We start from the raw sequence: 25305 nt of genomic DNA, 5'->3' as shown, positions 1-25305 counted from the left end.
TAGTCCGACCGCCCAGTTCCTACCTATCGGCGGCTGCAACGGGTGCGAGTGCCTGCGTCAGCATAGCAATGAGGCTGCCAAATGCGGCGGTCTCATCAGGTGCGTGATCTGGATTCAACTCGGCTATCGTGAGTCCGCGCCAGTTCGGTGCAGCCAGGAGGACATCAAGTATTTTACCAAGCTCCTCCAACTCGAGACCGGTACCGCGCGCTCCGTAGCGGACGTTCTCGGCAATCGGAAACGATGTGAACGCAAGCACATCAATGTCGATATGAACGAGCAGGCGATCAAACCGGCGTCCCCAGGCCCTTGCCTGTTCGGCTGCAGCCACCGGGTCTGCTTTGATCTCCGCCAGGACAATGTGTCTAATGTCATTGATGGCGATCGTTCTTGACTCGGGCGCTGTGACCTCATGAGCGCCGAATAGCAACACCTCGGACGGACTAAGCATTGGCCGTCTCGACGCAAGACCGCTCAGGTCAGGAAGCGCGCCGGGCAGGTCAAGCATGTGGGCGATGCCAGTCCAGTCAAGTGAACCTTCGGCGGTTTCTGGCACGTTGAGATCTGCGTCACCATCGATATAGATCAATCCAACTGAAGCATCGTCGGTCAGCGTGCCGGCAACGACTCCTAGCTCGACGGTGCAGTCACCGCCAAGGACGAGCGCCGCCTCGCCATCCACCATAGCGCGCGCGACGTGCCGGGAGACGGCTCCCGCGGCTTCACGCACGGCTCCCAGGTTCATTGAAGTCGGATTGCCGGGGTCCGGACGCCAACGAAAATAGGAAATGTCGCCCATATCACGCACTTGCCATCCGACCCGCTCCAAGGCGGGAATCAATCCATGGCGTCGAAATGCTTCGGGTGCTTTCTCCTGGCCAGGGGCATATGCCCCGGCGCTCGTCGGCGCTCCGATAACGGTTAGGCGGTTGCTCGTAGCTCGCACGGTGCCTTCTCCGGACGTTTTGAGCTTAAACGTAGCTCCGTCACAGATAATTGGAGAGCCTATCCTTGTCGCAAGAAATCACCCGTTGAACTGACAAACGTCCATCATGTTCCGCAGGGCGCTCGCGGGTAAGCGATAAGATAGGAAGCCCAGATGCACCCCGCGGAACGATCTGCCTCGCTCGCAAAAAAGTGAGCTGGGGCGGCCCGCGTCCTGTCGGCTGAGACCCGTCCCGTTCGTCTTCCAGCCGAAGAGGCTGTCAGGAGATCAGAAATGACCAATTCGCATTATCGCTGGGTGATTGTCGCGGCCGGAGGCCTGCTTGGCTGTGTCGCGATCGGCGGCATGTTTTCGCTGCCGGTGTTTTTGCAGCCAATCGCGCGGGATACCGGCTGGTCGGTAACCGGCGTATCCAGTGCGATGACGATCGGTTTCCTCGCGATGGCCTTCACCAGCATGGTCTGGGGCACCTTGTCCGACCGGCTGGGGCCGCTGCCGGTGGTGCTGACCGGCTCGGTCGTACTCGGGGCAAGCCTGGGGCTGGCAAGCCTTGCGACCTCGCTCGTCGTATTTCAATTCATTTTCGGGCTAATGGTCGGCGGTGCCACGGCTGCGATCTTCGCGCCGATGATGGCTTGCGTGACCAGCTGGTTCGATACCCATCGCAGCCTTGCGGTTTCGCTGGTTTCGGCCGGCATGGGCATGGCGCCGATGACGATGTCACCGCTCGCAGCCTGGCTGGTCTCGAATCATGATTGGCGCACCTCGATGCAGATCGTGGCGCTCGTCGTTGCCGCGATCATGATTCCGGTTTCGCTGCTGGTACGCCGCGCGCCGGCGCTCGAGAGCGCGGCGTCCATGCCATCAAGCGGGCTGGCAGAACCGGAGATGACGCTGGCGCAGGCGCTGCGCTCGCCGCAATTCGTCATTCTGTTGCTGACGAATTTCTTCTGCTGCGCCACGCATTCGGGCCCGATCATCCATACCGTGAGCTACGCCATCAGTTGTGGCATCCCGATGATTGCCGCCGTCACCATCTACAGCATCGAGGGCCTCGCGGGGATGGGCGGCCGCATCGCCTTCGGCCTGCTCGGCGATCGCTTTGGCGCCAAGCGCGTGCTCGTCTTTGGTTTGCTGGCGCAGGCATTCGGCGCACTCGGTTACGTCTTCGTGCGCGATCTCGCCGCGTTCTATGCGGTCGCCGCGCTATTCGGCTTCCTCTACGCCGGCACCATGCCGCTCTATGCTGTTCTCGTGCGCGAAAACTTTCCGCTGCGCATGATGGGCACCGTGATCGGTGGCACCGCGATGGCCGGCAGCCTCGGCATGGCGACGGGACCCTTGGCCGGCGGTTTGATCTACGACACGTTTGCCAGCTACGCCTGGCTCTATATCGGCTCGTGGATCATGGGGCTCGGCGCATTCCTGATCATGATGACGTTCCGGCCGATGCCGGCGGCGCGGCCCGTGCCCACGCCGGTGCCGGCGTGAGACGTCGCCGGGTTGATCAGCGCGTAGGATGGGTGGAGCGAAGCGATACCCATCGATTATGGCGCAAGACGAAATGGATATCGCTTCGCTCCACCCATCTACTGGGCTGATAAGCGTGCGATGTCCGACAGACGATCGGGCATAGCAGGTCGTGCACGTCACTTCAGCAATGTGAGAAGCGGCTTGCCTTTTTCGACGATGTAGGTGGCGAGTTCGCTGCCGGTGACGTTGCCGGGATTCCTGGCCGAATGGGGTGTGCCGGCTGGAATGAACAGAACGTCGCCGGCCTTGAGTGTAACCGGCGGTTTGTCCCCGAGCTGATATTCGAGCTGACCCTCGAGGACATAGATGATCTCTTCGCCGGGATGCGTGTGCTTGCCGAACGCCACGCCGGGGGCGAGGTCGACGCGGACCTGAATGGCCTCGCGCCCGAATGCGCTGAGATCATGCCGCTGCAGATCGGTGCGCGTGACCCCCGCCTGCTGCGCCGGCGCGGCAAACGGTGTCAGAACGGCTCCGGCAACAATCGCCGCCATCGCCATGAGTTGCACCTTATTCATCCTAGTCATGTTGATCTCCTTGGTTTTGGGAATTTCATCGAACTTGCGTGCAACGATCGCAAAGCCTGCTCATGCCGCCTGCTGTTGGCCCGCCTGCTCGCGGACGATGTATTCGGCGTACCAGTCCGGCCAGTTCTCATCGTGCTGGCCGCCATTGCGCTTCTCGTACTCGCCATGGGCAGCCGCCGCACGGCGCAGTGCGCTCGCGAGATCAGCCGACGAATTGAAAGCCGTCGCGTTAGCATCGACGCGCCCGGGCAATCGCGCGGTGACTTCCTGCAGTAGCCAGCCATTGCCGTCGGGGTCGCTGAACGAGGCATAGGAGCGATAGCTGCCGCGTTCCGGATCCGGGCCGCTCAGCCGGACCCGCCCGAACAGATAGGGCTCATCCGAACCGACATGCACGTTACCGCTGGCGTGAAACGCTTCACTGATCGCAACACCGCGGCCGAGCAACTCGTTGCGGGCGGCCTCGATGTCCGAGACGATCAGATAAAGACCCTGTGCTGAGCCGGGCGCGGCAGGGGTGACGTTCTTGCCGAAGATAACCGAAGCGTTGGAGCCGGGCGGCGTGAACTGGATCACGCGGTAATCGTCGGGGCCAGCGAAATCGGCGTCGAGCCGCCAGCCGAGTTTTGCGTAAAACTGCTTGGCGCGGTCGACGTCGGAAACGGGGATGACGATGACTTCGAGCTTCAGGTCGACCGCAGGCGCGGCCTTGGTTTCAGCAGAGGTGGTACTGGTGCGTTCCTTGAGGTCTGACATAGTTCTCTCCTTGATGTTGGGGTGGCGAGAATGCTTCCCGCCATTTGTATCGTGTACGATATGATCGTGTGCGCTACATAAGGTGCTCTCAGGGGGAGTGTCAAGCCTTCCGATTTAATCGGACACGATATATATGGATGCGAGACTTCACATGTTCGTGTCGGAAAGGACGACTTCCATGAAACTGAGTGACGGGCTCCGGACCGGTTCCAGGGACAATTCGAGAGACAATTCAAAGGCCAGTCAGAAGCCGAAGCCAGCCGCAGGCGAGCGGCGGCTTGGCGATTTCCTGTGTTTTGCGATCTACTCGGCCAACCTTGCCTTCGGGCGGGCCTACAAAAAGGGCCTCGACGAACTCGGCCTGACGTACCCGCAATGGATCGCGATCGTGGCATTGTGGGAGCAGGACGGCCAGACCGTGAGCGAGCTTGGCGAGAAGATGTTCCTGGAATCCAACACGCTGACGCCGATCCTGAAAAAGCTGGAGCAGATGGGCTATCTGCGCCGCCAGCGCGATCCCGCGGACGAGCGGCAGGTGCGCATCAGCCTGACCGAGGCTGGCCGCCGGCTGCGCGAGAAGGGCATGCACATGAATCTCGTGGCCTCTACCGGACTGAAGCCCGACGAGTTCGCGCGGCTGCAGGAAAACGTCGTCACGCTCCGCGACAATCTGATCAAGGCGACGGCAGAGAAAACGGAATGATGCGCGCAGGCGCTTCGATGCGATCGGACTGCAGCGGCGCGTGAAGGTGAGGGGAGGATGAGCGTGGTCTCACGTGAAGGCGCGCTTGCCGGACGTATCGCCGTGGTGGCGGGCGCGACGCGCGGCGCCGGCCGTGGCATTGCCGCCGCGCTGGGAGAGGCGGGAGCGACGGTGGTCTGCACGGGACGCAGCAGCGCTCGCGCCGATGCTCCAACGCGATCCGATTATAACCGGCCGGAGACGATCGAGGAGACGGCCGAACTCGTGACCAGCCTCGGCGGCAAAGGCGTAGCCTTCGCCGTTGATCATCTCGAACCTTGCAGGTCGCGGCGCTGGCCGAGCGTATCCGCGCCGAGCATGGCCACATCGACGTGCTGGTGAACGACATCTGGGGCGCCGAACGGCTGAAGGGCGGGCCCGGCGAATGGAATACGCCGATCTGGAAGCTCGATCTGCAAAAGGGATTGCGGATTCTGCGGCTCGGCATCGAGACGCATCTGGTGACCTCGCATTATCTGTTGCCGCTGCTGATCGCGAAAGGAGGCGGCCTGCTTGTCGAAGTCACCGACGGCACCGCCGACTACAACGCGCAGCATTACCGGATCTCGGTGTTTTACGACCTCGTCAAGCAGAGCGTGAACCGCCTCGCCTACTCGCAAGGTCACGAACTCGCACCGCGCGGGCCCACCGCGGTTGCGATCACGCCTGGTTGGCTGCGCTCCGAGATGATGCTGGAGAATTTCGGCGTCACCGAAACGAACTGGCGCGAGGCGCTGGCGGAGCGGGGAGGCGGCAGGCACCAGGCGCCGCCCGATTTCGCGCTGTCGGAGTCGCCGCGTTACATCGGCCGCGCCGTGGCTGCACTCGCCGCCGATCCGGCTCGCAACAAATGGAATCAGAAATCAGTCAGCTCCGGCGAGCTCGCCCGCCACTATGGCTTTACAGATCTAGACGGCTCACAGCCCGACATTTGGCGCTACACTGCTGAAGTGAGGGAAGGTGGCAAGATCGCAGACCTCGGCGATTACCGGTAGCGCATGCAATTGAGTGAATGAGGGCAGCCGATGTCCGTTCGACCTGACCACCCCCTCGATTATCCGATCTGGACGGCGCTCACGACCACGCAGCGGGCGTTGGCTGAAGGCGATGACCGCGCGCGGCGCTATCCGACTGAGATCACGCCCTTCGCAGCGATAGCGGACGCGTCGGCTGAAAGCTTTGCTGCGCTCGCCGGGCTGATGTCGCCGCAGGACATCGCCGTGCTGTTCACGCCGGATCCCGTGAACCCGCCTGCCGAATTCAGAATCGCGCTGGCGGACACCGGCGAGCAGATGATTGTTGGAACGCAGGTTGAAACACCAGCGCACGGCGTCGATATCGTCACCCTCGGTGTCAACGACGTGCCCGACATGATCGAATTGACCGCGCTCACCAAGCCGGGACCGTTCAACGCGCGGACCCATGAGCTCGGCACCTTTCTCGGCATCCGCATCGACGGCCAGCTTGCCGCCATGATCGGCGAGCGGATGAAGCCAGCCGGCTACACCGAGATCACCGCGGTGTGCGTGCATCCATCCCACCGCGGCCGCGGTTACGGGCGAATGCTGCTATCCGCCATCTCCCGCCAGATCGTATCGCGCGGCGAAATTCCGTTCCTGCACGTCTTCACTGACAATCACTCAGCCATTGCGCTCTACCGGCGGCAGGGGATGGAAATCCGGCGCCGTCTTCACGTACGGTGTTGAAAAAGCAGGACTGATCGTCCAGCGATGCACGGCTTGACCGACACCATCCTTACGCGTTGCGTGTGCCACTCGGTCCTCGGTCCGGTCCGGGGTCCTGGCCGACGGCTACCTTGGTTAGTCTATCGAGATAGTGCGCCCAGCCCTTGGAATGGCTGTCGCGGGTTGCCTCGGTGGGCAGGCCGCTATGGGTCATGCGCAGCAGCGTGCCGCCGTCCCGTTCGATCAGATCGATCTCGATCAGGCCCGATCCCGGCGGCACTTCCTCGTTGCCTTCCCAGCCAAAGCTATAAGCGAGGCGGTGAACCGGTATGACTTCGCGGAATGCGCCGCGCGCCGTGGCGCTGCCGACGCCTTTCAGGAGGTACATGCCACCCGGATGCATCTCCGTCACTGCCTCGCTGCCCATCCATTGCACGATCTTCTCAGGGTCCGTCAGGAAGGCGAACACGCTGGCGCGGGGTGCGGCGATGTGGGTCTCGCGCTGGAGCACAAACGATTCAGTCATCGAAAGCCTCGTGGGTCATTGGCAGGGCGCGCTGATGCAACCAGCGAGTGCCTAAGGTAAGTGCCGTGGGTGACAATGCAACGTCGCTGCCGCATGATCGATCCATGCAACTGAGTCCGACGCTGACATGGCTGGTAGACGCAGCCAGCGCTTCACCGGGCGCCGACCGGTTCCTCGCCGAACTCGGCACGCGCCTGATCGAGGACGGCGTGCCGCTCGCCGGCGGCGCGCTGACGCTCGCCGTGCCGCATCCGATCGTCGCCCGCCGGACCTGGCTATGGCGGGCGGAAAATGGGGCGGTGATCGAGGCCGTGGGATTTGCGCCGGCGGGATTCGGCGCGGCGGGGGATTTGTCCGGCGACGCCGGCCGGAGCTGGTTGGCCGGGCTCGCCGGCGGAGCGGTGCATGAAGATAAAGTGAGCCCGGGATCGGACGGGCCGATGCTCGGCTGGATCGGACCGCAGCCGTTCACGCAACCGGAGTCTGATCGCCTGCGCGATGCCGCCCGCTTCGCTGCAGCGCCGCTCGCCGCGCTTTCGGCGCGCGCGACCGTGACCGCTGCGCTCGAAGCTTATCTCGGCAAGCGGAGCGCCGCGCGCGTGCTGACGGGCCCGCTGCGGCGTGAGGTCGGCGAGACGATCCGGGCCGCGCTGCTGTTTGCCGATCTACGCGGCTTCACGGCACTGTCCGAGGCCGAGCCCCCCGCGGCGGTGATTGCCGCGCTCGGCGCTTGGTTCGATTGCATTGCCGGCGCTGTCCATGCCTTCGGCGGCGAGGTGTTGAAATTCATCGGCGACGGCGTGCTGGCGATCTTTCCGGTCACCGGCCCATCTCCCCGCGATGCCTGCGACGCTGCGCTCCGGGCCATCGCTTCCGCGCAGGCCGGAATGGCGCATCTCGGCGACGCACGGAGAGAGCAGGGGCTGCCGCCGCTGTCGTTCGGCGTGGCATTGCATCTCGGTGAAATTCTGTGGGGCAATGTCGGTGCGGCCGACCGGCTGGATTTCACGGCGATCGGCCCCGCGGTCAATCTGGTGAGCCGGCTGGAAGGGCTTTGTCGGCCGCTTGGCCGAACGGTGCTGATATCAAGCGCACTCGCCGCAGAAACCACCACAAAACTGATCCCGCTGGGAACGCGTACGCTGCGCGGCATTGCGTCTCCCTGCGCCGTGTACACCGTACCGGACGGCTAGTTTTACTGCGTTATAGCAGCTCAAACCCTCATTCTCTCATCACGAAAACGTTAAACCGATTGGTTGACAATTAGCGCCGCGCGACTATGTTAAACCACATGGTTGAACGTAATGCCCGTCTCGACGCCGTTTTTCACGCCCTCGCGGATCCAACGCGGCGGGCCATGCTTGGTCGTCTGGCGGAACGGGAACTGACAATCGGGGAATTGGCGACGCCGTTTCGCATGAGCTTCGCCGGCGCCTCGAAACACGTGCGGGTGCTGGAGAACGCTGGTCTCGTCAAACGCACGATCCGCGGTCGCTCCCATCTCTGCCGCCTCGAGGCGGCGCGGCTCGCGGAAGCCGATGCATGGCTGAAGCGTTACGAGCGTTTCTGGACCGCAAAGCTCGACAGGCTGGAAGCTCTGCTGCGCGAAGAGGACAGGGCGAAAGCAAAACCCAAATCAAAATCGGTGACGGAGTAGAGCAATGAATTCAACGACAAAGCCCGACGCGTACGGCAGCCTGCCCGAGCCCACGACGCTGAAAATCCAGCGGCTGCTGCCCGGCCCGATCGAGCGCATCTGGGCCTATCTCACCGACAGCGAGTTGCGCCGCAAATGGCTGGCGGCAGGCGACATGGACACGAAGCTCGGCGCGCCCTTCGAGCTCGTCTGGCGCAACGACGAATTGACGGATCCGCCCGGCAAGGCCCCGGCCGGCTTTGGCGGCGAGCATCGCATGCAGAGCCGGATTACCGAGTTCGATCCACCCCGAAAATTGTCGATCACCTGGAACAGTACCGGTGACGTCACGTTCGAACTGGAGCCCAAAGGCAAGGGCGTGCTGCTCACGATCATCCATCGGCGCTTCCCCGACCGCGCCACGCTGCTCAAGCACATGGCCGGTTGGCACATGCATCTCGATGTTCTGGTCGCCCGTGCGAGCGGAGAGGAGCCGGCGCCGTTCTGGGATGGCTGGAGCGGCCTCATGAAGGAATACGACGCGCGTCTGCCGGCCTGACGCTGCAAGTCATTCAAGCAACAAGTATCGCGACAAATAGGAGGTTAGCCATGCAGATTAACACCGTTTCGGCACAGGAATGGGAAGCAGCCCGCCAGCAATTGCTCGTGAAGGAAAAGGTCTTGACCCGCTCCCGTGACGCGCTCGCCGCCGAGCGTCGTCGGATGCCGTGGCTGCCCGTGGAGAAGGAGTACAGGTTCGAGGGGCCCAACGGCCAGGCGAGCTTGCTCGACTTGTTTGAAGGCCGTCATCAGTTGATCCTCTACCGCGCCTTCTTCGAGCCCGGCGTGTTCGGCTGGCCCGACCATGCCTGCCGCGGCTGCTCAATGGTGGCCGACCAGATCGCTCATCCCGCCCATCTCAACGCGCGCGATACTACACTCGTGTTCGCCTCGCGCGCGCCGCAGGCGGATATCGCGCGCCTGAAGAAGCGAATGGGATGGGAGCTGATCCCCTGGTACACCATCACGGACAGCTTCGATGCCGATTTCGATGTCGGCGAATGGCACGGCACTAACGTGTTCTTCCGCGACGGCAACAAGATCTACCGCACCTACTTCATCAACAACCGCGGCGACGAGCAGATGGGAGGCACCTGGAATTACCTCGACATCACGCCGCTCGGCCGCCAGGAGGTCTGGGAGGACTCGCCCGAGGGATATCCTCAGACGCCGACCTACAAGTGGTGGAATTGGCACGACAGCTACGTCGAAGGCGCCGCGCCCGACAAGAGGTGGGTCGAGGTGTCGGACGCCGGAGAGGCCGCGTTCCGGAAGCAGAGCGCAAATGGGAAGTCATGACCAAGGCCCGTCACAGCAACGCGCCCGACGCGGCGAGCTGTGATGACGAGGGCACCGCGGCCGCGGCCGGCATAGTCAGATGGCTATCGCTTGCGGCCGCGCCGACCTTCGCAATCATGGCGCTGCTTACCGCTGTGGTTGGCGGTGGCCCGCTGGATCCGCTTTGCTCGGCTGCAAACGCATCTCCGGTGGGCGGCATGGTGCCGATGTACTTGCTGATGAGCGCCTTCCATTCGGCGCCCTGGCTGAAGCTGATCTCGGGCCGCCGAGCAGGGCGGCGCGACCGGATCAGGCGTTCGACCCCATGAGGCAGTTCGCTGATTAGTCAGTTCGGCAGGACGGCTTTTGGTCAGCGATTTATCGCAACACCTTCTTCAGATAGGCGTCGCGCGTTCGAAAAGGTGCTGATATCGAAGCACCAGACCCCGATTATCCACCTCGAGCTCCGCCTCAAAGCCTGCCGAGACCCCGAGATCCACGTAACGCACCCGATCGGGACCGAGACGGTCGTATCGTTGACGGGAGCGCTGTATCGTCATGGCCGCACCGTCCACGAAGCAGGTATCGAGTATGCGACTCTGTCGGGCTCCGGCAGGTATCCGGCGGATAGGGAAGGTGTTGCAGAAGGGGGTGACCGAAAGGTCGGGCTCTTCCGCACCGTCGAGATCGGGACGTTGTTGGCCGTTAACGCGCCACCCGCCATCCATCCGCTCAAGAGTGAGGTGAATGTGGCCGGCCGGGCCCCACCGGTCTACGTCCAGCGATTGAGCTCGCCAGTCAGGCGTCAGTCTCCATCGGTGGTCGAGGCGAAAGCCGCCGTCCTCCACGCAGATCACGGTCGACTCTGCCAAGACCGCGTCAGCGGAAATATGGAGCATCAATCGCTCCAGTCCGACGACGTCCGTTCGGCGCCAGAATAGAATCTCGGAGTCGCCTTGCAAGATTGATCCTCGAATTGAACCCAGACCGAAAACGATTTTAGCCGATATCGGTTCCTGCACGCACCTATTGGCGCGGGCTGCATTCAGATTAATCTTGCCTCGCCTGTCGCTCGCGTGAATCGTCGACGGCTGATATGTCTCTCACTTGAACGAAAATAAGATAGGAAATGCCATGGCGCGCGTTCGCTGTATCACCGAAATGGGCATGGGCGTCGACGTTCACGGATGCGATGCGACCAAAGCCGCCAAGCGCGCCGTCTCGGACGCCATCCGCCACTCCAGTCTCGGCTTCTTCCGGATGCTGGGAAAGACCGCCAACGACATGTTCGTGGAGGTTACCGTCGCGGTGCCGGACCCGAGCGGGGTCGATACGGCAGCCGTTGCCAAGGAACTGCCGTACGGGACGGTGAACGTGACGGCGGTGAAGGGTGGGCTGGAAGTTCCTGCCGAGAGCGGAAGCGACTCCATCATCATCGCCAACGCTGCCGTGATTGTCAGTTTTGACGACGGCAAGACGGGCTAAATTCGTTTCAGTGCCAATCAGGCCGGACGCCAACGTCCGTGCGATCAATCAGAAGACCTGGAGCACCCGATGACGACGCAGGACAGCAGCACCTATTGGAAGCGGTCGCGTGTCGAGTTGCGCGCCGCCGGATTTGATCCGGACCGCGCTGCGGAGACCAGTGCGGTGGTGACCATCGCCAGCGCTTATACCAACGCCCATCGCTGCAACAACCGCGTGCGCGCCATTACCGATCTCCTGGTCGAAATCCTTGCCGAGCGCGGCGGGCAGGGGTTGATCGTCGGGGCTCCGGCGGTATCGGATGCGCTGACACAGGGCACGCCGACGGCGGGCTATAGCCTCGCATCGCGCGATGTCGTCGCCGACTGTTTTGAGATCGGTCATTACGCGCACCACGGCGACGCCATGATCGTGATCTCTGGTTGCGACAAGACGGGAGCCGCCGCGCTGATGCCGCTGGCGCGGACGAATGCTTTCGGCCTCGTGCTCTATCCCGGCACCAGCACGCCGGGCAGCGTCTCCTTCGGGGCATGGGCGAGCAAGGGTAACAATCTGACGATCATGGATTACGCCGAGGCGCGCGCCGCCAACGAGTCCGGCCGCTTGTCCGCCGATGAGCTGTTGGAAGTCGAGCGCAACGTGATGCCCGGCAGCGGCACCTGTGGCGCGATGTTCACGGCCAACACCATGAGCACGATCGCAGAATCAATTGGCATGATGCTGCCGCGCGGCGCCTCGCATCCCGCCGACTACAATGCCGGCAGCGATATTCACGCCGATGTCCGCGCCCAGGCCCGCGCCTCGGTCGAGGCCCTGTACCGGCTGATGCAAGCCGGCATCCGGCCACGCGACATCATGACCGAGCGCGCGTTCGAGAATGCGATCACGACCGTCTATGCGATGGGCGGCTCGACCAACATGTATCTGCATCTGCTCGCGGTCGCGCGCGAGGCCCAGGTGCCGATCACGATCGAACGCATCCAGCAAGTCGGCGAGCGCGTGCCGCTGCTCGCCAATTTGCAGCCGCACGGCCCCTTCGCGATGGGCAGCCTTCATGCGATCGGAGGCGTGCCTGTGGTCATGAAGGAGCTGCTGCGCGCGGGCCTTTTGCATGGCGATGTTATGACGGTAACCGGCAAGCCGCTGGCGGAAAATCTCGCCGATGTGCTGACGCTCGAGCAGATGCCGCCGCAGGAGATCGTTTTTCCGGTGTCTAAACCGATCGCGCCGGCGAACAATCACATCAGCGTCTTGAAGGGCAATCTCGCACCGGAGAGCTGCCTGCTCAAATTATCGGGCAAGACCCTCGAGAAGGGGCAATTTCGCGGCACCGCGCGCGTATTCGAGTCCGAGGCCGATACGATGGCCGCGATCCGCGCCGGCGAGATCGTGCCGGGCAACGTCATCGTCGTGCGCAATGTCGGTCCGGTGGGCGGTCCCGGTATGCCGGAAATGGTAATGCTGACCATTCAGTTGCAAGGACAGGGTCTCGGTGAGGACGTCGCGCTGATCACTGACGGCCGCTTTTCCGGCGTCTCGCACGGCATCCTGATCGGCCACGTCTCGCCCGAAGCCGCGCGTGGCGGGCCGATCGCCGGGGTGCGCGACGGCGACACCATTGTCATCGACCCAGCCGCCCGCTCCGTGAATCTCGAAGTGTCAGCGGAAGAGATCGCCCGCCGCATGGCCGGCTGGCGCGCGCCGGCGGCCGCTGTGCGACCGGGATCGGTGCACGACAAGTACATCCGGCTGGTGTCGTCGGCGCACCATGGCTGCGTGCTGTGAGGCTGCGGGAACCTGCCGAACGAGTTGTATTCGGGCCTTGTCACAATTTCGCGTTCATGATTTGTGTTGCGCTAGCATGGACGAGTTTGCAAGCTTTAGTAGTGGCCGATTGTTCCTCGCGGCTCTTCCTGACGCGGGCACAGCAGAGCGAATTCACCGGCTGGCGGGCGTGCTCAAGCGCGCCCATTGTCTGAACGGCAAGCTCATTGCGCCAGACCGGCTGCACGTTTCGCTATTTTCGCTGGGTGGGTTGCCGGACCGCCAGCTTTGCGCCGCCCGCGAAGCGGCCACGGAATTGCGAACCGAACCGTTCGAGGTATCGTTCGATCGAACGGCAAGTTTCCGCGGGCGGCCGGGCAATCGTCCGTTTGTCCTGATTGGCGAGAAGGGATTGTGCCGGTTACAGTCATTTCGGCAAATGCTTGGTGTCGCGATGGCGCGCAGAGGATTAAGGCGGCTCGCCAACACGAATTTCACGTAACGTTGCTGACGCGCGCAGCGTGGACGAGTATCCGATCGAACCGGTTGTCTGGACTGTGACGGAGTTCGTGCTCGTGTACAGCCAGAGGGGCCATCGGCATCTCGCGCGATGGTGCTTATGCGCATAATAGCCACCGGCAGTGAAATACAGCAAAAGCTCCAGCGGCATTATTTCGCTGCAGCAAGGCTCTGCGTGATCTCCTCGATCGAGTTGAACAAATACGTTGGTCCTGCCGCTTGCAGCGCGGCGGGGATGGCATAGCCCCACGCTACCGCGCCCGAATCCATACCGGCCGCCTTCGCGGCTTCGATGTCGCAGATCTCGTCGCCGATGCAGATCGTGTGCGCCGGCTTCGTTTCGAGTATTCGGGCGACCCGTCGAAATTTCCAATGCTTGCCGAATACCGCGGCGCCGCAGTCGAACCGGGCAATCAGGGCGGTGGCGGGACCGAGCACTTGCCGGACGGAGGCCTCGCCGTCGGAGCTGACGATCGCGGTCTTGATACCGAAACGCTGAAGGTCGGTCAGCATCTCCGGAATGCCGGCAAACAGCGACGTCTCACTCGCCGCGGCGAGCTTGCGCTTTCGCATGTCGTTCACGATGGCTGGAAGCTGCCACATGGACACGCCAAGACGCTCCATGATTTCCCGCGCGGACAGCCCGCGCATTCCTTCTAGTTCCTCCGGCGTGACCGGTTTGAGATCGAAGCGTGCGATCGCGTCATGAAAGGAGGCGCGAAACCAGTCGATCGTGTCGGCAAGCGTGCCGTCGAAGTCGAAGATCGCAAGGCGATAGCGTGTCATGCGAGCCCAGCTTTCAGCGTATCACTTGTCGCCGCCGCTGAAATAGGCGGGCTTGCCGGTGGTCCAAGTTTCGCCCCAGAGCTGACCGCCGCCGTCGACGGTCAGCGTTTCGCCGGTGACGAATTTGGCTGAAGGACCAGCGAGAAAGACAGTGGCTTCGGCGACGTCCCAGGGCGAGCCTGTGCGCATCATCGGATTCGAGCGCGGGTAGGCAGCGCGGGCCTCCGGCGAATAGACGTTCCAGCCTTCGGTTTCGATCGCGCCGGGCGCCACGCAATTGACTCGGATGTTCAGCGGCGCCCATTCGACTGCGACGGCGCGCGACAGCCCGATGACGCCGCTCCGTGCAGCAATCGTGTGCGCGATGCCGTAGAGGCCATGCGTCGTCACGACCACGATGTTGACGATGCTGCCGGGATGCTTCTGGTCGCGCCAGCGCTGCGCGGCGGCCTGCATCATGTACCAGGTGCCGTTCAGATTGGTGTTGATAACGGCGTTCCAGCCTTTCACGGAGAAATCGATCGCAGCTTGGGGAAATTGCCCGCCGGCGCTGTTGATCAGGCAGTCGACGCGGCCTTGCGCGGCCCAGATCGTGTCGAACAGGGCGTTGACCGCATCGGGCTCCCTGATGTCGGCGACACGCGCGGATGCCTTGAGGCCGCGGCCCGTCAGTTGGGCGACGAGCGCGTCGAGCTTGCCGCCGTCGCGCCCGACCACGGCGACATGCGCGCCCAGCCGCGCGAACAGCCAGGCGATCGCCCGCCCGATGCCGCCGGCGCCGCCCGTTACGACGACGACCTGATCGTTCAGCGCATCGGCCGCGAACATGGTCGGGTGAGCTGCAAGCTCCTCATCAGTGAGGCCGAACTTCGCCGGAGACGGTTGATCGGTCATGAACGGCCCGGACCTTGTTATGTGCGGCATTGGCCGTACATTAGCCGCGCAACAATAACCATGCAAAACGAGTTTTGATGCCCGATCTTTCCGCCTTCCCGATCACCAAGCGCTGGCCCGCCAAACATCCCGACCGCCTTCAGCTCTATTCGCTGCCGACGCCAAACGGCGTAAAGGTTTCGATCATGCTCGAAGAGATTGGCTTGCCCTACGAGGTGCATCTGGTCGACTTCAACAAGGACGACCAGAAGACGCCGGAATTCCTGTCGCTGAACCCGAACGGCAAGATTCCCGCAATTCTCGATCCCAATGGGCCGGGAGGAAAACCGCTGCCGCTGTTCGAGTCTGGCGCGATCCTGGAATATCTCGCGGAGAAGACCGGCAAGCTTCTGCCAGCCGATCCGGCGCGGCGATACCAGACCATCCAGTGGGTGCATTTCCAGATGGGCGGAATCGGACCAATGTTCGGGCAGGTCGGCTTTTTCTACAAATTTGCGGGCAAGGAGTATGCCGACAAGCGGCCGCTCGAGCGCTATGTCGCCGAGTCGAAACGCCTGCTGGACGTCATGGAGGCGCGGCTTGCGGGGCGGCAGTGGATCATGGACGGCGAGTACACCATCGCCGACATTTCCATGCTCGGCTGGGTGCGCAACCTGATCGGCTTTTATGGTGCGCGCGAACTCGTCGCGTTCGACGGCTTCAAGAGCGTATCGGCCTGGCTTGATCGCGGCCTGGCACGACCCGCGGTGCAGCGCGGGTTGGAGATTCCGAAGCGGCCGTGAGCACTGGATGCTTCCCGGCGCACTTTCCACAAGCGGCCGGTTAACATCGTTCGGCCGCGAGTGAGATGCCTCGTTCACGCGGACAGATGGCTGGACGAGGTCGACCTCTCGGCGACAAGGCCATCCATCAGTTGCTTCAACGCCATGTCGTAGTCGGAAAAGTTGCCGCCTGCAGCGATGGCGATAGCCGCCCGGTCGAAGGCCGCAGAGAGGATATTGACCACGCCGATGAGCGAGGTTTCGGGCGAGGGGCGGATCACAGCTTCCAGGCCCTCCAACAAAGTTCGGCGGCTATGTTTGGCGTCGATGGCATCCACGGTTTCAAAACCCAGAACGGCGGGCGCCTCGATCAGGATCAGGCGTGTTCGTCCTTCCTTCTGCATCGCGCGCAAGTACGCTGAAGCGCCCGTATGGAGCATCTGCATCGGAGCGTCCGCCGCCGAAGCAGCGTCCTCGATCTCGGCGGCAACAGCGGCGGACTCAGCCTCGACCAAGGCGAGATAGAGGGCCCTTTTATCCTCGAAATGATGGTAGACCGCACCCCGGGTCACTCCCGCTTGCGCGGCAATCTCGGGGGTCCCGGTGGCGGCATATCCCTTTGCGATAAAAAGTGTTTTGGCCGCTTCAAGCACCCTCCCGCGGGTGGTCGCGCTGCGGTCGATGTTGCTCCTGCGTCCTTTTCGACAACGTCGCTGCGACCTCTGCATTCTATCGAGCGCACTTTGATTTCGAGCCGGCGTTCGAGGCGGACTGGTACGTGCATCTGCGGTCGAAGGTGCAAGAGAACGTTGCCTTGGCGATCCTGGCGGGCGATCACGACACGATCCCCGCGAAAGCGCGCGGCACCACGCGCGGTGTTCTGATCAATTTTGAAGTTCAAGACGTCGATGAGGTCTACGGCAAGCTTCGTGCGGCCGGGCTGCCCATCCTGCTTCCGCTCCGCGATGAGCCCTTCGGTCAGCGGCACTTCATCACTGAAGACCCCAACGGCGTATTGATCGATGTCATCACGCCGATTCCACCATCCGCCGAGTACCTGGAATCTTATGCCAGGAACTGAGCCGCTCCGGATGCAAAGAATCTGGCGACACCCTACAATAGGCGACCGAACTCCACCATTCTGGAATGAACCTGAATGCCCATCACCATCTACGGCATCAAGAACTGCGACACCATGAAGAAGGCGCGCGCCTGGCTCGACAACCACGGCGTGGCTTACGACTTCCACGACTACAAGCTTGCCGGCATCGGCAAGGACAAGCTCAAGCAATGGTCCGACGATGTTGGCTGGGAAACGCTGCTCAATCGCGCCGGCACGACGTTCAAGAAGCTGCCCGACAGCGACAAGGAAGGTCTCAACGAGCGCAAGGCGCTGGCGCTGATGCTGGCGCAGCCCTCGATGATAAAGCGGCCGGTGCTCGACCTCGGCGGCAAATTGCTGGTCGGGTTCAAGCCGGATATCTACGCGAGCGAGGTCGCGTCAAAGCCGCGCGGGCGGAAGGCCTAATCGAATTCGAGTTCATCGCCGGATGGAATGCGGCCGGGCGCGCGATGGAAGAGATCGCTGTCGATGATGGTGCGAAGCTTCGGCACCGGCAGTTTGTCGTTTCCGCGCATCAGATTCTTGATCTCGAAGCCGCCGTCTTCGCTGATGGTTTTCAGCGAAGCGATGATATGGGTGACGCTGCCGTCATCCGAGAACGGCAGCAACAGCCGCTCATAGGCGACGATTCGCCCGTAGATGTCGTCGATATTGGCGATGGTATAGACAGGAAGGCGCCGCGCGATGCATTCATGATAGACGGGCATCACGACCGGAGCGAGCCTTGCGCCCAGATACTCGTCGAGATAGCGGCCCTTGCCGGTATTCCCATAAGCCGTCGACATCCGCGTGCCGTCGCTCTGGATGGTCAGACGCGGCGGCTGCGGGCTGGTATCGACGGTGTAGAGTACCAGATCGGGAAATTCGTCCTCGATCCGCGCCGGCTGGTATTCCGCCGTGCGTGGTATTGATTGGTCGCGGGCGTATAGCCGCAGCCAGGTGTTCAGCAGGTCGCGCTGCTTGATAGATTTGACGACCGACGGTCCCGCGCTTTTAAATTCCAAAACGGCAATTCCTACGCGATCTAAATCGCGAGATGATGCGCCTGAGGGGAAAATATTGTGTGAAAGCGCGCCGGATTGCAGCAAAACACCGTTAACGATGGCTTGCCGGGCGCGAGATTACGGTTGAGCGCGGCTCGTGGCCCGCCGAGCCGCGCCGGCGGCACCATTCGACTTATGGCGCATCCGGAACCGCAGCGCGCGGTTGGGCGTGGCAGCATTCCACCTTGCCTAATCCATCGCGTTGACGGCATATTCCGGCCGGAGGCGGCGGGTTCGGGACGGTTTCCAGGACGTCCAGGAGAGCCTGCCCGAACAGGGAAAAATTGGCCGCGCGCGAGTGACTTCGCGGAGACGGCTGAGGGGGAAATTTGTTTGGCTGAGTTCATTCTCGAGACCCACGGATTGACCAAGGAATTCGCGGGTTTCTTCGCCGTTCGCGATGTCGCCCTCAAGGTACGTCGCGGTAGTATTCATGCGTTGATCGGGCCGAACGGCGCCGGCAAGACGACGTGCTTCAACCTCTTGACCAAGTTCCTGAAGCCTTCTGCCGGGCAGATCCTGTACAAGGGACAGGACATTACCGCGATGGCGCCGGCCGATGTTGCCCGGCTCGGGCTGGTGCGTTCGTTCCAGATTTCGGCGGTGTTTCCGCACCTGACCGCGCTGGAGAACGTTCGTGTCGCGTTACAGCGCCAGCATGGCAGCTCGTTCGATTTCTGGCGCTCCAAGCGCGTGCTCGACCGATTCAACGGCCGCGCCCTCGACCTGCTGAACGACGTGGGCTTGAGCGAGTTCGCCAATACACCGGCGGTCGAGATGCCCTATGGACGCAAGCGCGCGCTGGAGATTGCAACGACGCTGGCGCTTGATCCCGAGATGATGCTGCTCGACGAGCCGATGGCGGGCATGGGTCATGAAGACATCGACAAGATCGCAGCCCTGATCAAGCGCATCTCGGCGAGGCACACCATCCTGATGGTCGAACATAATCTCTCCGTGGTCGCCAACCTGTCCGATATCATCACGGTGCTGACGCGCGGTCAGGTACTGGCGCAAGGCAATTACGCCGAATTGTCCAAGGACGAGCGCGTCAAGGAAGCCTATCTGGGGGCCGGTCATGCCTGAGTTGAAAATGGCCGAAGCCGCCGCCAAACCGGCGGGCGCGGAGATTCTTTCCGTGTCCGACCTGCAGGCCTGGTACGGCGAATCCCACATCCTTCACGGCATCAACTTCAATGTGAAGGCGGGCGAGGTGGTCACGCTGCTCGGCCGCAACGGCGCCGGCAAGACCACGACGCTGAAGTCGGTGATGGGAATTATCGGCAAGCGTACCGGTTCGATCCGTTTCAACGGTCAGGACATCACGCGCGCTTCGTCGGACAGGATCGCGCGCCTGGGCGTCGCATTCTGTCCTGAGGAGCGGGGCATTTTCGCAAGCCTCGACGTGCGCGAAAACCTGCTGCTGCCGCCGATCGTGCGCAGTGGCGGGCTGTCGCTCGACCAGATCTTCGAATTGTTTCCGAATCTGAAGGAGCGCCTCAACAGCCAGGGCACCAAGCTCTCGGGCGGCGAGCAGCAGATGCTGGCGATCGCCAGAATCCTGCGCACCGGGGCGCGCTTTCTGATGCTGGACGAGCCGACCGAAGGTCTGGCGCCCGTCATCATCCAGCAGATTGGTCACACCATCGCGCGGCTGAAGTCGCAAGGCTTCACCATCCTGCTCGTCGAGCAGAATTTCCGCTTCGCCTCGACGGTGGCCGACCGCTACTACATCGTCGAGCACGGCAAGGTTATCGACGGTTTTGCGAATTCGGAGCTGTCGGCCAATATGGACAAGCTCCACACCTATCTCGGCGTTTAATCAGTACTGCACTCTGGATTAATGGAGATACTATGAAACATCGGATTTCAGCTCTCTTCCTCGGCACCGCTCTGGCGCTGGCCGCAGGCGGCGGCGCCATGGCGCAAGACAAGACCGTCAAGATCGGCGTGCTCACCGACAATTCCGGCCTTTACTCCGACCTCGGCGGCGCCGGCTCCACGGTCGCCGCCCAGATGGCAGTTGAGGATTCCGGCCTCGCGGCCAAGGGTTGGAAGATCGACATCGTTTCCGCCGACCACCAGAACAAGCCCGACATCGGCACCACCATTGCGCGTCAATGGATCGACGTCGAGAAGGTCGATATCTTCGTGGATGTGCTGAACTCCGGCGTGGCGCTGGCGGTCAACAATCTGGTGAAGGAAAAGAACGCTGTCATGATCAATACCGGCGCAGCGACGTCGGACCTCACCAATGCACAGTGCTCGCCGAACACGATTCACTGGGTCTACGACACCTACATGCTCGCAAACAGCACGGGGCAGGCGCTGGTGAAGGCCGGTGGCGACACCTGGTACTTCCTGACCGCGGACTACGCTTTCGGCCACGCGCTGGAACGCGACACCGCCGCGGTCGTCGTGAAGTCGGGCGGCAAGGTAATCGGCACTGTCAGGCATCCCCTGAATTCGTCGGATTTCTCCTCGTTCCTGCTGCAGGCGCAGGCTTCCAAGGCGAAGATCATCGGCATGGCTAACGCCGGCGGCGATACCACCAACACGATCAAGCAGGCGTCGGAATTCGGCATCGTGGCGGGCGGACAGAAGCTGGCCGGGCTGTTGCTGTTCATCAATGACGTCCACTCCCTCGGGCTCAGAGTGGCGCAGGGACTGAACTTCACTGAGACGTTTTACTGGGACTTGAACGACGGCACCCGCGCGTTCTCCAAACGCTTCTCCGAGCGCATGAAGAACAAGGCGATGCCGTCCATGGTGCAGGCCGGCGTGTATTCGGGCCTGATCCACTATTTCAAGACGATCGATGCCATGGGCGGCAATCCGCATGACGGCGTCAAGGTGGTGGCGAAAATGAAGGAAACGCCGACCGATGATCCGCTGTTTGGCAAGGGCACGATCCGCCCCGACGGCCGCAAGCTTCATCCGGCCTACCTGTTTGAGGTCAAGAAGCCTTCCGAATCCAAGGGACCGTGGGACTATTACAAGCTGGTTGGAACGACCCCCGCAGATCAGGCATTCCGGCCACTGTCGGAAAGCGTCTGCCCACTGGTAAAGAAATAATACGATCGCCCGCCGGCACTCGTGCCGGCGGGCGCCTTCTCGCGTCACAACGCGATTTGCGTCACAACGAGATCGAGTGCGAAGCCGATGCAAGCTCTTTACGCCCAGCTTTTGGTGGGGTTGATCAACGGGTCGTTCTACGCGCTGCTCAGTCTCGGGCTGGCGGTGATCTTCGGCATGCTCAACATCATCAATTTCGCCCACGGTGCGCTCTACATGATGGGCGCGTTCTGCGCGTATTTTCTGTTGAACATCGCCGGCATCGGCTATTGGCCGGCGCTGATCATCGCGCCCATAGCGGTCGGCATTTTCGGCATGATCCTGGAACGGACCATGCTGCAATGGCTCGCCGGCCTCGATCATCTCTATGGGTTGCTGCTGACATTCGGATTGGCGCTGATTATCCAGGGCATCTTTCAGAATTATTTCGGTTCGTCGGGGCTGCCCTATGCGATTCCCAGCGAACTGCAGGGCGGCATGAACCTCGGATTCATGTTCCTGCCGATTTACCGCGGCTGGGTGGTTGTCTTCTCGCTCGTGGTCTGCCTTGCCACCTGGTTCCTGATCGAGAAGACCCGGCTCGGCGCCAATCTGCGTGCGGCGACGGAAAATCCGACCCTGGTGCGCGCGTTCGGCATCAACGTGCCCAGGATGATCACGCTGACCTATGGACTTGGCGTTGGCCTCGCGGCGCTGGCCGGCGTGTTGTCGGCTCCGATCAACCAGGTGCGGCCGTTGATGGGCGCGGACCTGATCATCGTAGTGTTCGCAGTGGTGGTGATCGGCGGCATGGGATCGATCATGGGATCGATCATCACCGGATTTGCGCTCGGCGTGATCGAGGGACTGACCAAGTATTTTTATCCCGAAGCTTCCAACACCGTGGTGTTCGTCCTGATGGTGCTGGTGTTGCTGTTGAAGCCAGCGGGACTGACGGGACGGGCAGCCTGACATGAGCGCATTGACTGACGATACACTGCCGGTAACGCCCCGTGCGATGCGCGACGAGATGCTTATGTTCGCGGCGATGGCGGTGCTGCTGGGTGTTGTGCCGCTGACGGGCATCTACCCGTTCTTCGTGATGCAGGCGCTGTGCTTCGCACTGCTCGCCTGCGCGTTCAACCTCTTGATCGGCTATGGCGGCCTGCTGTCGTTCGGCCATGCGATGTTCCTGGGAACCGCGGGCTACTGCTCAGCGCATGCGCTCAAGGTCTGGGGCGTTACGCCCGAGCTCGGCATTGTGATCGGCACCGCCGGTGCTGCCGCGCTCTCCGTCGTAACCGGCTTCATCTCCATTCGGCGGCAGGGTATCTACTTTGCGATGATCACACTGGCGCTCTCGCAGCTCCTGTATTTCATCTATCTGCAGGCGCCGTTCACGCATGGCGAGGACGGCATCCAAGGCATTCCGCAGGGCTACCTGTTTGGAATATTCAATCTCTCCAAGCCTACGGTGCTCTATTACGTGGTGCTCGCCGGATTCCTCGGCGGCTTCCTCCTGATCTATCGCACCATCAACTCGCCATTCGGCGAGGTCCTGAAGGCGATCCGCGAGAACGAGCCGCGCGCGATCTCGCTGGGCTACAAGACCGACCAGTACAAGCTGCTCGCTTTCATCCTCTCGGGGACCATCGCGGGCTTTGCCGGCTCGCTGAAGGTGTTCGTGGCGCAGAACGCCTCGCTCACCGACGTGCACTGGACGATGTCGGGCGAAATCGTGCTGATGACGCTGGTCGGCGGCCTCGGCACGGTGTTCGGCCCAGTCGTCGGGGCGTTCGTTATCATCGCCATGCAGCAATATCTGGCCGGTTTCGGCCAATGGGTGACGGTGATCCAGGGCGTCATCTTCGTGGCCTGTGTGTTGACGTTCCGCCGCGGCATCATCGGCGAGATCGCGCATTATTTCCGTCGATCTCTCTAAAAACGGCGGGTTTTAGCGCAGCTTTCAGCTCCACAAAGCGGTGGAGGACCCGGTTCCCGGGACACGCCGTCGCGCGCTTTTCCCTCGAATAGTCTATGACAGTTTTGTGACAGGTCGCTCCGCGGCTGTTTCTGAACGACGGAAAAAAACCCATGCTGCGCTGGTTTCGTGCCTTTTTGCCCAAAGAGGAGCGGTTTTTCGATTTATTTGCCAGCCACGCCCAGACGGTCGTGCAGGGCGCGCTGGCGTTGCAGGACATGATGCGCGGCGGCGAGGAGACGCCGGTATTCTGCCAGCGCGTCAATCAGTTCGAAAACGACGCCGACGGCATCACCCGCGAGGTCCTGACCGCGGTCCGCCGCACCTTCATTACACCGTTCGACCGCGGCGACATCAAGAACCTGATCACGTCGATGGACGACGCGATCGACCAGATGCAGCAGACCGCGAAGGCAGTGGTGCTGTTCGAGGTCCGAACGTTTGAGCCTCCGATGCGCGAGATAGCCACGCTGTTGGTCGAGTGCGCCAATCTGGTCAGCCGCGCGCTTCCCCTGATGAAGTCGATCGGGAGTAACGTCGCAATGCTGACCGCCATGACGGAGGAAATCGGAAAACTGGAGGGCCGTATCGACGATCTCCACGACATCGGGTTGAAGGAGCTGTTTCTAAAGCACCGCAACGGCAATTCGATGGATTTCGTCGTCGGCGCCGAGATCTACAAGCATCTCGAAAAGGTATCTGATCGCTTCGACGACGTCGCCAACGAGATCAACTCGATCGTGATCGAACAGGTATAGGGCAGGACCAATTCAGTGGATGCCACCCTGGCTTTTCCAATTCTGGTCTTCTTGATTGGCGTCGCGTTGTTGTTCGATTTCCTCAACGGCCTGCACGACGCTGCCAACTCGATCGCCACGATTGTATCGACCCGCGTGTTGCGGCCGCATTATGCGGTGTTCTGGGCGGCCTTCTTCAATTTCATCGCCTTCCTCTTCTTTGGGCTGCACGTCGCCAATACGATCGGCAAGGGAATCATCGAACCGGACGTCGTCGATGCGGCTGTGATCTTCGCTGCGCTAATCGGCGCGATCGTCTGGAACCTGATTACCTGGGGGCTCGGCATTCCATCGTCGAGTTCGCACGCGTTGATCGGCGGACTGGTCGGCGCCGGCGTGGCGAAGGCCGGGATTTCGGCCGCGGTCTGGAGCGGGCTGTCCAAGACGCTCTTGGCGATCGTGTTGTCGCCGCTGGTTGGATTCCTGTTGGCGCTGGTTCTGGTCGCAATCGTGTCGTGGCTGTCGGTGCGCTCGACACCGTTTGCGGTCGATCGCGCCTTCCGCATCCTGCAGTTCGTTTCGGCGTCGTTCTATTCGCTCGGCCATGGCGGCAACGATGCGCAGAAGACCATGGGCATCATCGCGGTGCTTTTGTATTCGCAGGGCTACCTCGGGGCGGATTTTGCCATCCCGTTCTGGGTCGTGATTTCCTGCCAGGCGGCGATGGGGCTCGGCACGTTGATGGGGGGCTGGCGGATCGTCCGCACCATGGGACTGCGGATCACCAAGCTGACACCGATGCAGGGCTTTTGCGCCGAAACCGGTGGAGCTGCGACCCTGTTCATGGCCACCTATCTCGGTGTTCCCGTATCAACGACTCACACCATTACCGGCTCGATCGTCGGGGTCGGCGCGGCGCGGCGCGTCTCGGCGGTCCGCTGGAACGTGGCGAGCTCGATCGTTTACGCCTGGGTAATCACCATTCCGGCGTCCGCGATTATCGCCGCGCTAACCTATTGGGCGGTGTTGTTGCTACGCTGATCCGGTGACCAGCTTGAGCCCGACAATACCGGCGACGATCAGTCCGATGCAGGCGAGGCGGGCGGCGGTCGCAGGCTCGCCGAACAGCGCGATGCCCAGGATTGCTGTTCCAACCGCGCCGATGCCGGTCCATACCGCGTAGGCGGTTCCGATCGGCAGAGCTTTCAAGGCAAGACCCAGCAGGAGGATACTGCCTGCCATGCAGGCGAGCGTCAGGACGGATGGAACGAGCCGTGTAAATCCCTCGGTATATTTGAGGCCGATCGCCCAACCCACTTCCATGAGACCGGCGACGAACAACACGATCCAAGCCATAACAACCCTCCGAACCAGGCAGGGTCGTCCCCGCGGATGAGCTGTGAAATCGGAAGGTCGTCCTTCCGCAGCCGATATGGGACTGGCCAGCAGCGTCCGCAACCACCAAATGA

The 25305-nt window shown here is 62.1% G+C and carries 31 protein-coding genes and 1 pseudogene; 22 read left to right on the top strand and 10 right to left on the bottom strand.

All coding sequences use genetic code 11. From position 1 onward, the window contains the following. Nucleotides 1-19: 19 nt before the first annotated feature. Nucleotides 20-946 (bottom strand): arginase family protein, encoded by a 927-nt coding sequence (locus RX328_RS28585; RefSeq protein ID WP_213249910.1) that lies wholly within the window; start codon nt 944-946, stop codon nt 20-22. Between the two features lie 273 nt (nt 947-1219). Here RX328_RS28585 and RX328_RS28580 point away from each other — a divergent pair, with 273 nt between their 5' ends. Continuing rightward, entirely contained in the window at nt 1220-2437 is a 1218-nt protein-coding gene (locus RX328_RS28580) for an MFS transporter (RefSeq protein ID WP_213249911.1), read from the top strand. Nucleotides 2438-2595: 158 nt separating this feature from the next. Here RX328_RS28580 and RX328_RS28575 read toward each other — a convergent pair whose 3' ends face one another. Together RX328_RS28575 and RX328_RS28570 are read right to left on the bottom strand one after the other, a co-directional pair. Next, nucleotides 2596-2997, bottom strand: coding sequence for a cupin domain-containing protein (locus RX328_RS28575; RefSeq protein WP_213250076.1), 402 nt, complete (start codon nt 2995-2997; stop codon nt 2596-2598). Nucleotides 2998-3066: 69 nt separating this feature from the next. Continuing rightward, nucleotides 3067-3762, bottom strand: a complete 696-nt coding sequence (locus RX328_RS28570; protein ID WP_213249912.1) for a VOC family protein — start codon at nt 3760-3762, stop codon at nt 3067-3069. 178 nt (nt 3763-3940) lie between these two features. Here RX328_RS28570 and RX328_RS28565 point away from each other — a divergent pair, with 178 nt between their 5' ends. The 3 genes and pseudogenes from RX328_RS28565 to RX328_RS28555 all read left to right on the top strand — a co-directional run bounded on the left by RX328_RS28565 (nt 3941) and on the right by RX328_RS28555 (nt 6210). Further along, nucleotides 3941-4465 carry a MarR family winged helix-turn-helix transcriptional regulator gene (locus RX328_RS28565; protein WP_247511641.1) on the top strand — a complete coding sequence of 175 codons (525 nt, stop codon included), beginning with the start codon at nt 3941-3943 and terminating at the stop codon, nt 4463-4465. A gap of 57 nt (nt 4466-4522) precedes the next feature. Beyond that, nucleotides 4523-5499, top strand: a pseudogene (locus tag RX328_RS28560) (SDR family oxidoreductase). A 30-nt stretch (nt 5500-5529) separates the two neighbouring features. Then, on the top strand, nt 5530-6210 hold the full coding sequence (locus RX328_RS28555) for a GNAT family N-acetyltransferase (RefSeq protein WP_213249915.1): 681 nt from the start codon (nt 5530-5532) through the stop codon (nt 6208-6210). A gap of 49 nt (nt 6211-6259) precedes the next feature. Here the strand turns inward: RX328_RS28555 and RX328_RS28550 are convergent, their stop codons facing one another. After that, nucleotides 6260-6715, bottom strand: a complete 456-nt coding sequence (locus RX328_RS28550; RefSeq protein ID WP_213249917.1) for an SRPBCC family protein — start codon at nt 6713-6715, stop codon at nt 6260-6262. Nucleotides 6716-6819: 104 nt separating this feature from the next. On the opposite strand from RX328_RS28550, the gene RX328_RS28545 reads away from it, so the two are divergent. From RX328_RS28545 to RX328_RS28525, 5 genes are all read left to right on the top strand, one after another. Further along, nucleotides 6820-7908 (top strand): adenylate/guanylate cyclase domain-containing protein, encoded by a 1089-nt coding sequence (locus RX328_RS28545; protein ID WP_213249919.1) that lies wholly within the window; start codon nt 6820-6822, stop codon nt 7906-7908. Between the two features lie 98 nt (nt 7909-8006). After that, the gene (locus RX328_RS28540; RefSeq protein ID WP_213249921.1) at nt 8007-8372 is read left to right on the top strand and encodes an ArsR/SmtB family transcription factor; all 366 of its coding nucleotides are present in this window, start codon (nt 8007-8009) and stop codon (nt 8370-8372) included. Between the two features lie 4 nt (nt 8373-8376). After that, nucleotides 8377-8910, top strand: a complete 534-nt coding sequence (locus RX328_RS28535; RefSeq protein WP_213249923.1) for an SRPBCC family protein — start codon at nt 8377-8379, stop codon at nt 8908-8910. A 50-nt stretch (nt 8911-8960) separates the two neighbouring features. Next, entirely contained in the window at nt 8961-9710 is a 750-nt protein-coding gene (locus RX328_RS28530) for a DUF899 domain-containing protein (RefSeq protein WP_213249924.1), read from the top strand. Continuing rightward, nucleotides 9707-10018 (top strand): hypothetical protein, encoded by a 312-nt coding sequence (locus tag RX328_RS28525; RefSeq protein ID WP_213249926.1) that lies wholly within the window; start codon nt 9707-9709, stop codon nt 10016-10018. Before RX328_RS28530 ends, RX328_RS28525 begins: the two co-directional genes overlap by 4 nt. A gap of 66 nt (nt 10019-10084) precedes the next feature. Here the strand turns inward: RX328_RS28525 and RX328_RS28520 are convergent, their stop codons facing one another. Beyond that, a complete protein-coding gene (locus RX328_RS28520) occupies nt 10085-10588 on the bottom strand; it encodes a putative glycolipid-binding domain-containing protein (RefSeq protein ID WP_249726249.1) in 504 nt (167 codons plus the stop codon). Nucleotides 10589-10823: 235 nt separating this feature from the next. Here RX328_RS28520 and RX328_RS28515 point away from each other — a divergent pair, with 235 nt between their 5' ends. From RX328_RS28515 to RX328_RS43865, 3 genes are all read left to right on the top strand, one after another. Next, complete coding sequence (locus RX328_RS28515) at nt 10824-11174, top strand: Lin0512 family protein (protein ID WP_213249928.1); 351 nt, start codon at nt 10824-10826, stop codon at nt 11172-11174. 69 nt (nt 11175-11243) lie between these two features. Beyond that, nucleotides 11244-12959: a dihydroxy-acid dehydratase gene (locus RX328_RS28510; RefSeq protein WP_213249930.1), complete on the top strand. Its 1716-nt coding sequence runs from the start codon at nt 11244-11246 to the stop codon at nt 12957-12959. Beyond that, nucleotides 12943-13440, top strand: a complete 498-nt coding sequence (locus RX328_RS43865) for a 2'-5' RNA ligase family protein (RefSeq protein WP_410733918.1) — start codon at nt 12943-12945, stop codon at nt 13438-13440. The genes RX328_RS28510 and RX328_RS43865 overlap by 17 nt, the downstream gene beginning before the upstream one ends. A gap of 167 nt (nt 13441-13607) precedes the next feature. Here the strand turns inward: RX328_RS43865 and RX328_RS28505 are convergent, their stop codons facing one another. Continuing rightward, nucleotides 13608-14243 (bottom strand): HAD hydrolase-like protein, encoded by a 636-nt coding sequence (locus RX328_RS28505; protein WP_213249934.1) that lies wholly within the window; start codon nt 14241-14243, stop codon nt 13608-13610. A gap of 21 nt (nt 14244-14264) precedes the next feature. Continuing rightward, nucleotides 14265-15137, bottom strand: a complete 873-nt coding sequence (locus RX328_RS28500) for an SDR family oxidoreductase (RefSeq protein WP_213249936.1) — start codon at nt 15135-15137, stop codon at nt 14265-14267. 77 nt (nt 15138-15214) lie between these two features. Here RX328_RS28500 and RX328_RS28495 point away from each other — a divergent pair, with 77 nt between their 5' ends. Further along, the gene (locus RX328_RS28495; RefSeq protein WP_213249937.1) at nt 15215-15919 is read left to right on the top strand and encodes a glutathione S-transferase family protein; all 705 of its coding nucleotides are present in this window, start codon (nt 15215-15217) and stop codon (nt 15917-15919) included. 74 nt (nt 15920-15993) lie between these two features. Here RX328_RS28495 and RX328_RS28490 read toward each other — a convergent pair whose 3' ends face one another. Then, nucleotides 15994-16626: a TetR/AcrR family transcriptional regulator gene (locus tag RX328_RS28490; protein ID WP_213249939.1), complete on the bottom strand. Its 633-nt coding sequence runs from the start codon at nt 16624-16626 to the stop codon at nt 15994-15996. Between RX328_RS28490 and RX328_RS28485 the strand changes: the two genes are divergently transcribed. Both RX328_RS28485 and RX328_RS28480 read left to right on the top strand, forming a co-directional pair. Further along, nucleotides 16530-16979 (top strand): VOC family protein, encoded by a 450-nt coding sequence (locus tag RX328_RS28485; protein ID WP_213249941.1) that lies wholly within the window; start codon nt 16530-16532, stop codon nt 16977-16979. The two genes, RX328_RS28490 and RX328_RS28485, sit on opposite strands and share 97 nt — an antisense overlap. 75 nt (nt 16980-17054) lie before the next feature. Continuing rightward, complete coding sequence (locus tag RX328_RS28480) at nt 17055-17426, top strand: ArsC family reductase (protein ID WP_213249943.1); 372 nt, start codon at nt 17055-17057, stop codon at nt 17424-17426. Here the strand turns inward: RX328_RS28480 and RX328_RS28475 are convergent. After that, a complete protein-coding gene (locus RX328_RS28475) occupies nt 17423-18025 on the bottom strand; it encodes a PAS domain-containing protein (protein ID WP_213249945.1) in 603 nt (200 codons plus the stop codon). The two genes, RX328_RS28480 and RX328_RS28475, sit on opposite strands and share 4 nt — an antisense overlap. 402 nt (nt 18026-18427) lie before the next feature. Between RX328_RS28475 and RX328_RS28470 the strand changes: the two genes are divergently transcribed. The 7 genes from RX328_RS28470 to RX328_RS28440 all read left to right on the top strand — a co-directional run bounded on the left by RX328_RS28470 (nt 18428) and on the right by RX328_RS28440 (nt 24877). Next, nucleotides 18428-19150, top strand: coding sequence for an ABC transporter ATP-binding protein (locus tag RX328_RS28470; protein WP_213250080.1), 723 nt, complete (start codon nt 18428-18430; stop codon nt 19148-19150). Then, a complete protein-coding gene (locus RX328_RS28465; protein WP_213249947.1) occupies nt 19143-19886 on the top strand; it encodes an ABC transporter ATP-binding protein in 744 nt (247 codons plus the stop codon). The genes RX328_RS28470 and RX328_RS28465 overlap by 8 nt, the downstream gene beginning before the upstream one ends. Before the next feature lie 32 nt (nt 19887-19918). Continuing rightward, a complete protein-coding gene (locus tag RX328_RS28460) occupies nt 19919-21139 on the top strand; it encodes an ABC transporter substrate-binding protein (protein WP_213249949.1) in 1221 nt (406 codons plus the stop codon). Between the two features lie 87 nt (nt 21140-21226). After that, nucleotides 21227-22090: a branched-chain amino acid ABC transporter permease gene (locus tag RX328_RS28455; RefSeq protein ID WP_213249951.1), complete on the top strand. Its 864-nt coding sequence runs from the start codon at nt 21227-21229 to the stop codon at nt 22088-22090. A gap of 1 nt (nt 22091) precedes the next feature. Next, on the top strand, nt 22092-23060 hold the full coding sequence (locus RX328_RS28450) for a branched-chain amino acid ABC transporter permease (RefSeq protein WP_057846370.1): 969 nt from the start codon (nt 22092-22094) through the stop codon (nt 23058-23060). A gap of 152 nt (nt 23061-23212) precedes the next feature. Beyond that, entirely contained in the window at nt 23213-23857 is a 645-nt protein-coding gene (locus tag RX328_RS28445) for a DUF47 domain-containing protein (protein WP_213249953.1), read from the top strand. A 15-nt stretch (nt 23858-23872) separates the two neighbouring features. Further along, on the top strand, nt 23873-24877 hold the full coding sequence (locus RX328_RS28440; protein WP_213249954.1) for an inorganic phosphate transporter: 1005 nt from the start codon (nt 23873-23875) through the stop codon (nt 24875-24877). Here the strand turns inward: RX328_RS28440 and sugE are convergent. Next, the gene (sugE, locus tag RX328_RS28435; RefSeq protein ID WP_213249957.1) at nt 24869-25192 is read right to left on the bottom strand and encodes a quaternary ammonium compound efflux SMR transporter SugE; all 324 of its coding nucleotides are present in this window, start codon (nt 25190-25192) and stop codon (nt 24869-24871) included. The genes RX328_RS28440 and sugE overlap by 9 nt on opposite strands. Between the last annotated feature and the right edge of the window lie 113 nt (nt 25193-25305).

Origin of the sequence: Bradyrhizobium sp. sBnM-33, assembly GCF_032917945.1 — a bacterium.
In the GTDB taxonomy this organism is placed as follows: domain Bacteria; phylum Pseudomonadota; class Alphaproteobacteria; order Rhizobiales; family Xanthobacteraceae; genus Bradyrhizobium.
Note: the sequence above shows the minus strand (reverse complement) of the source record. Positions and strands in the feature narration are given on the sequence as shown.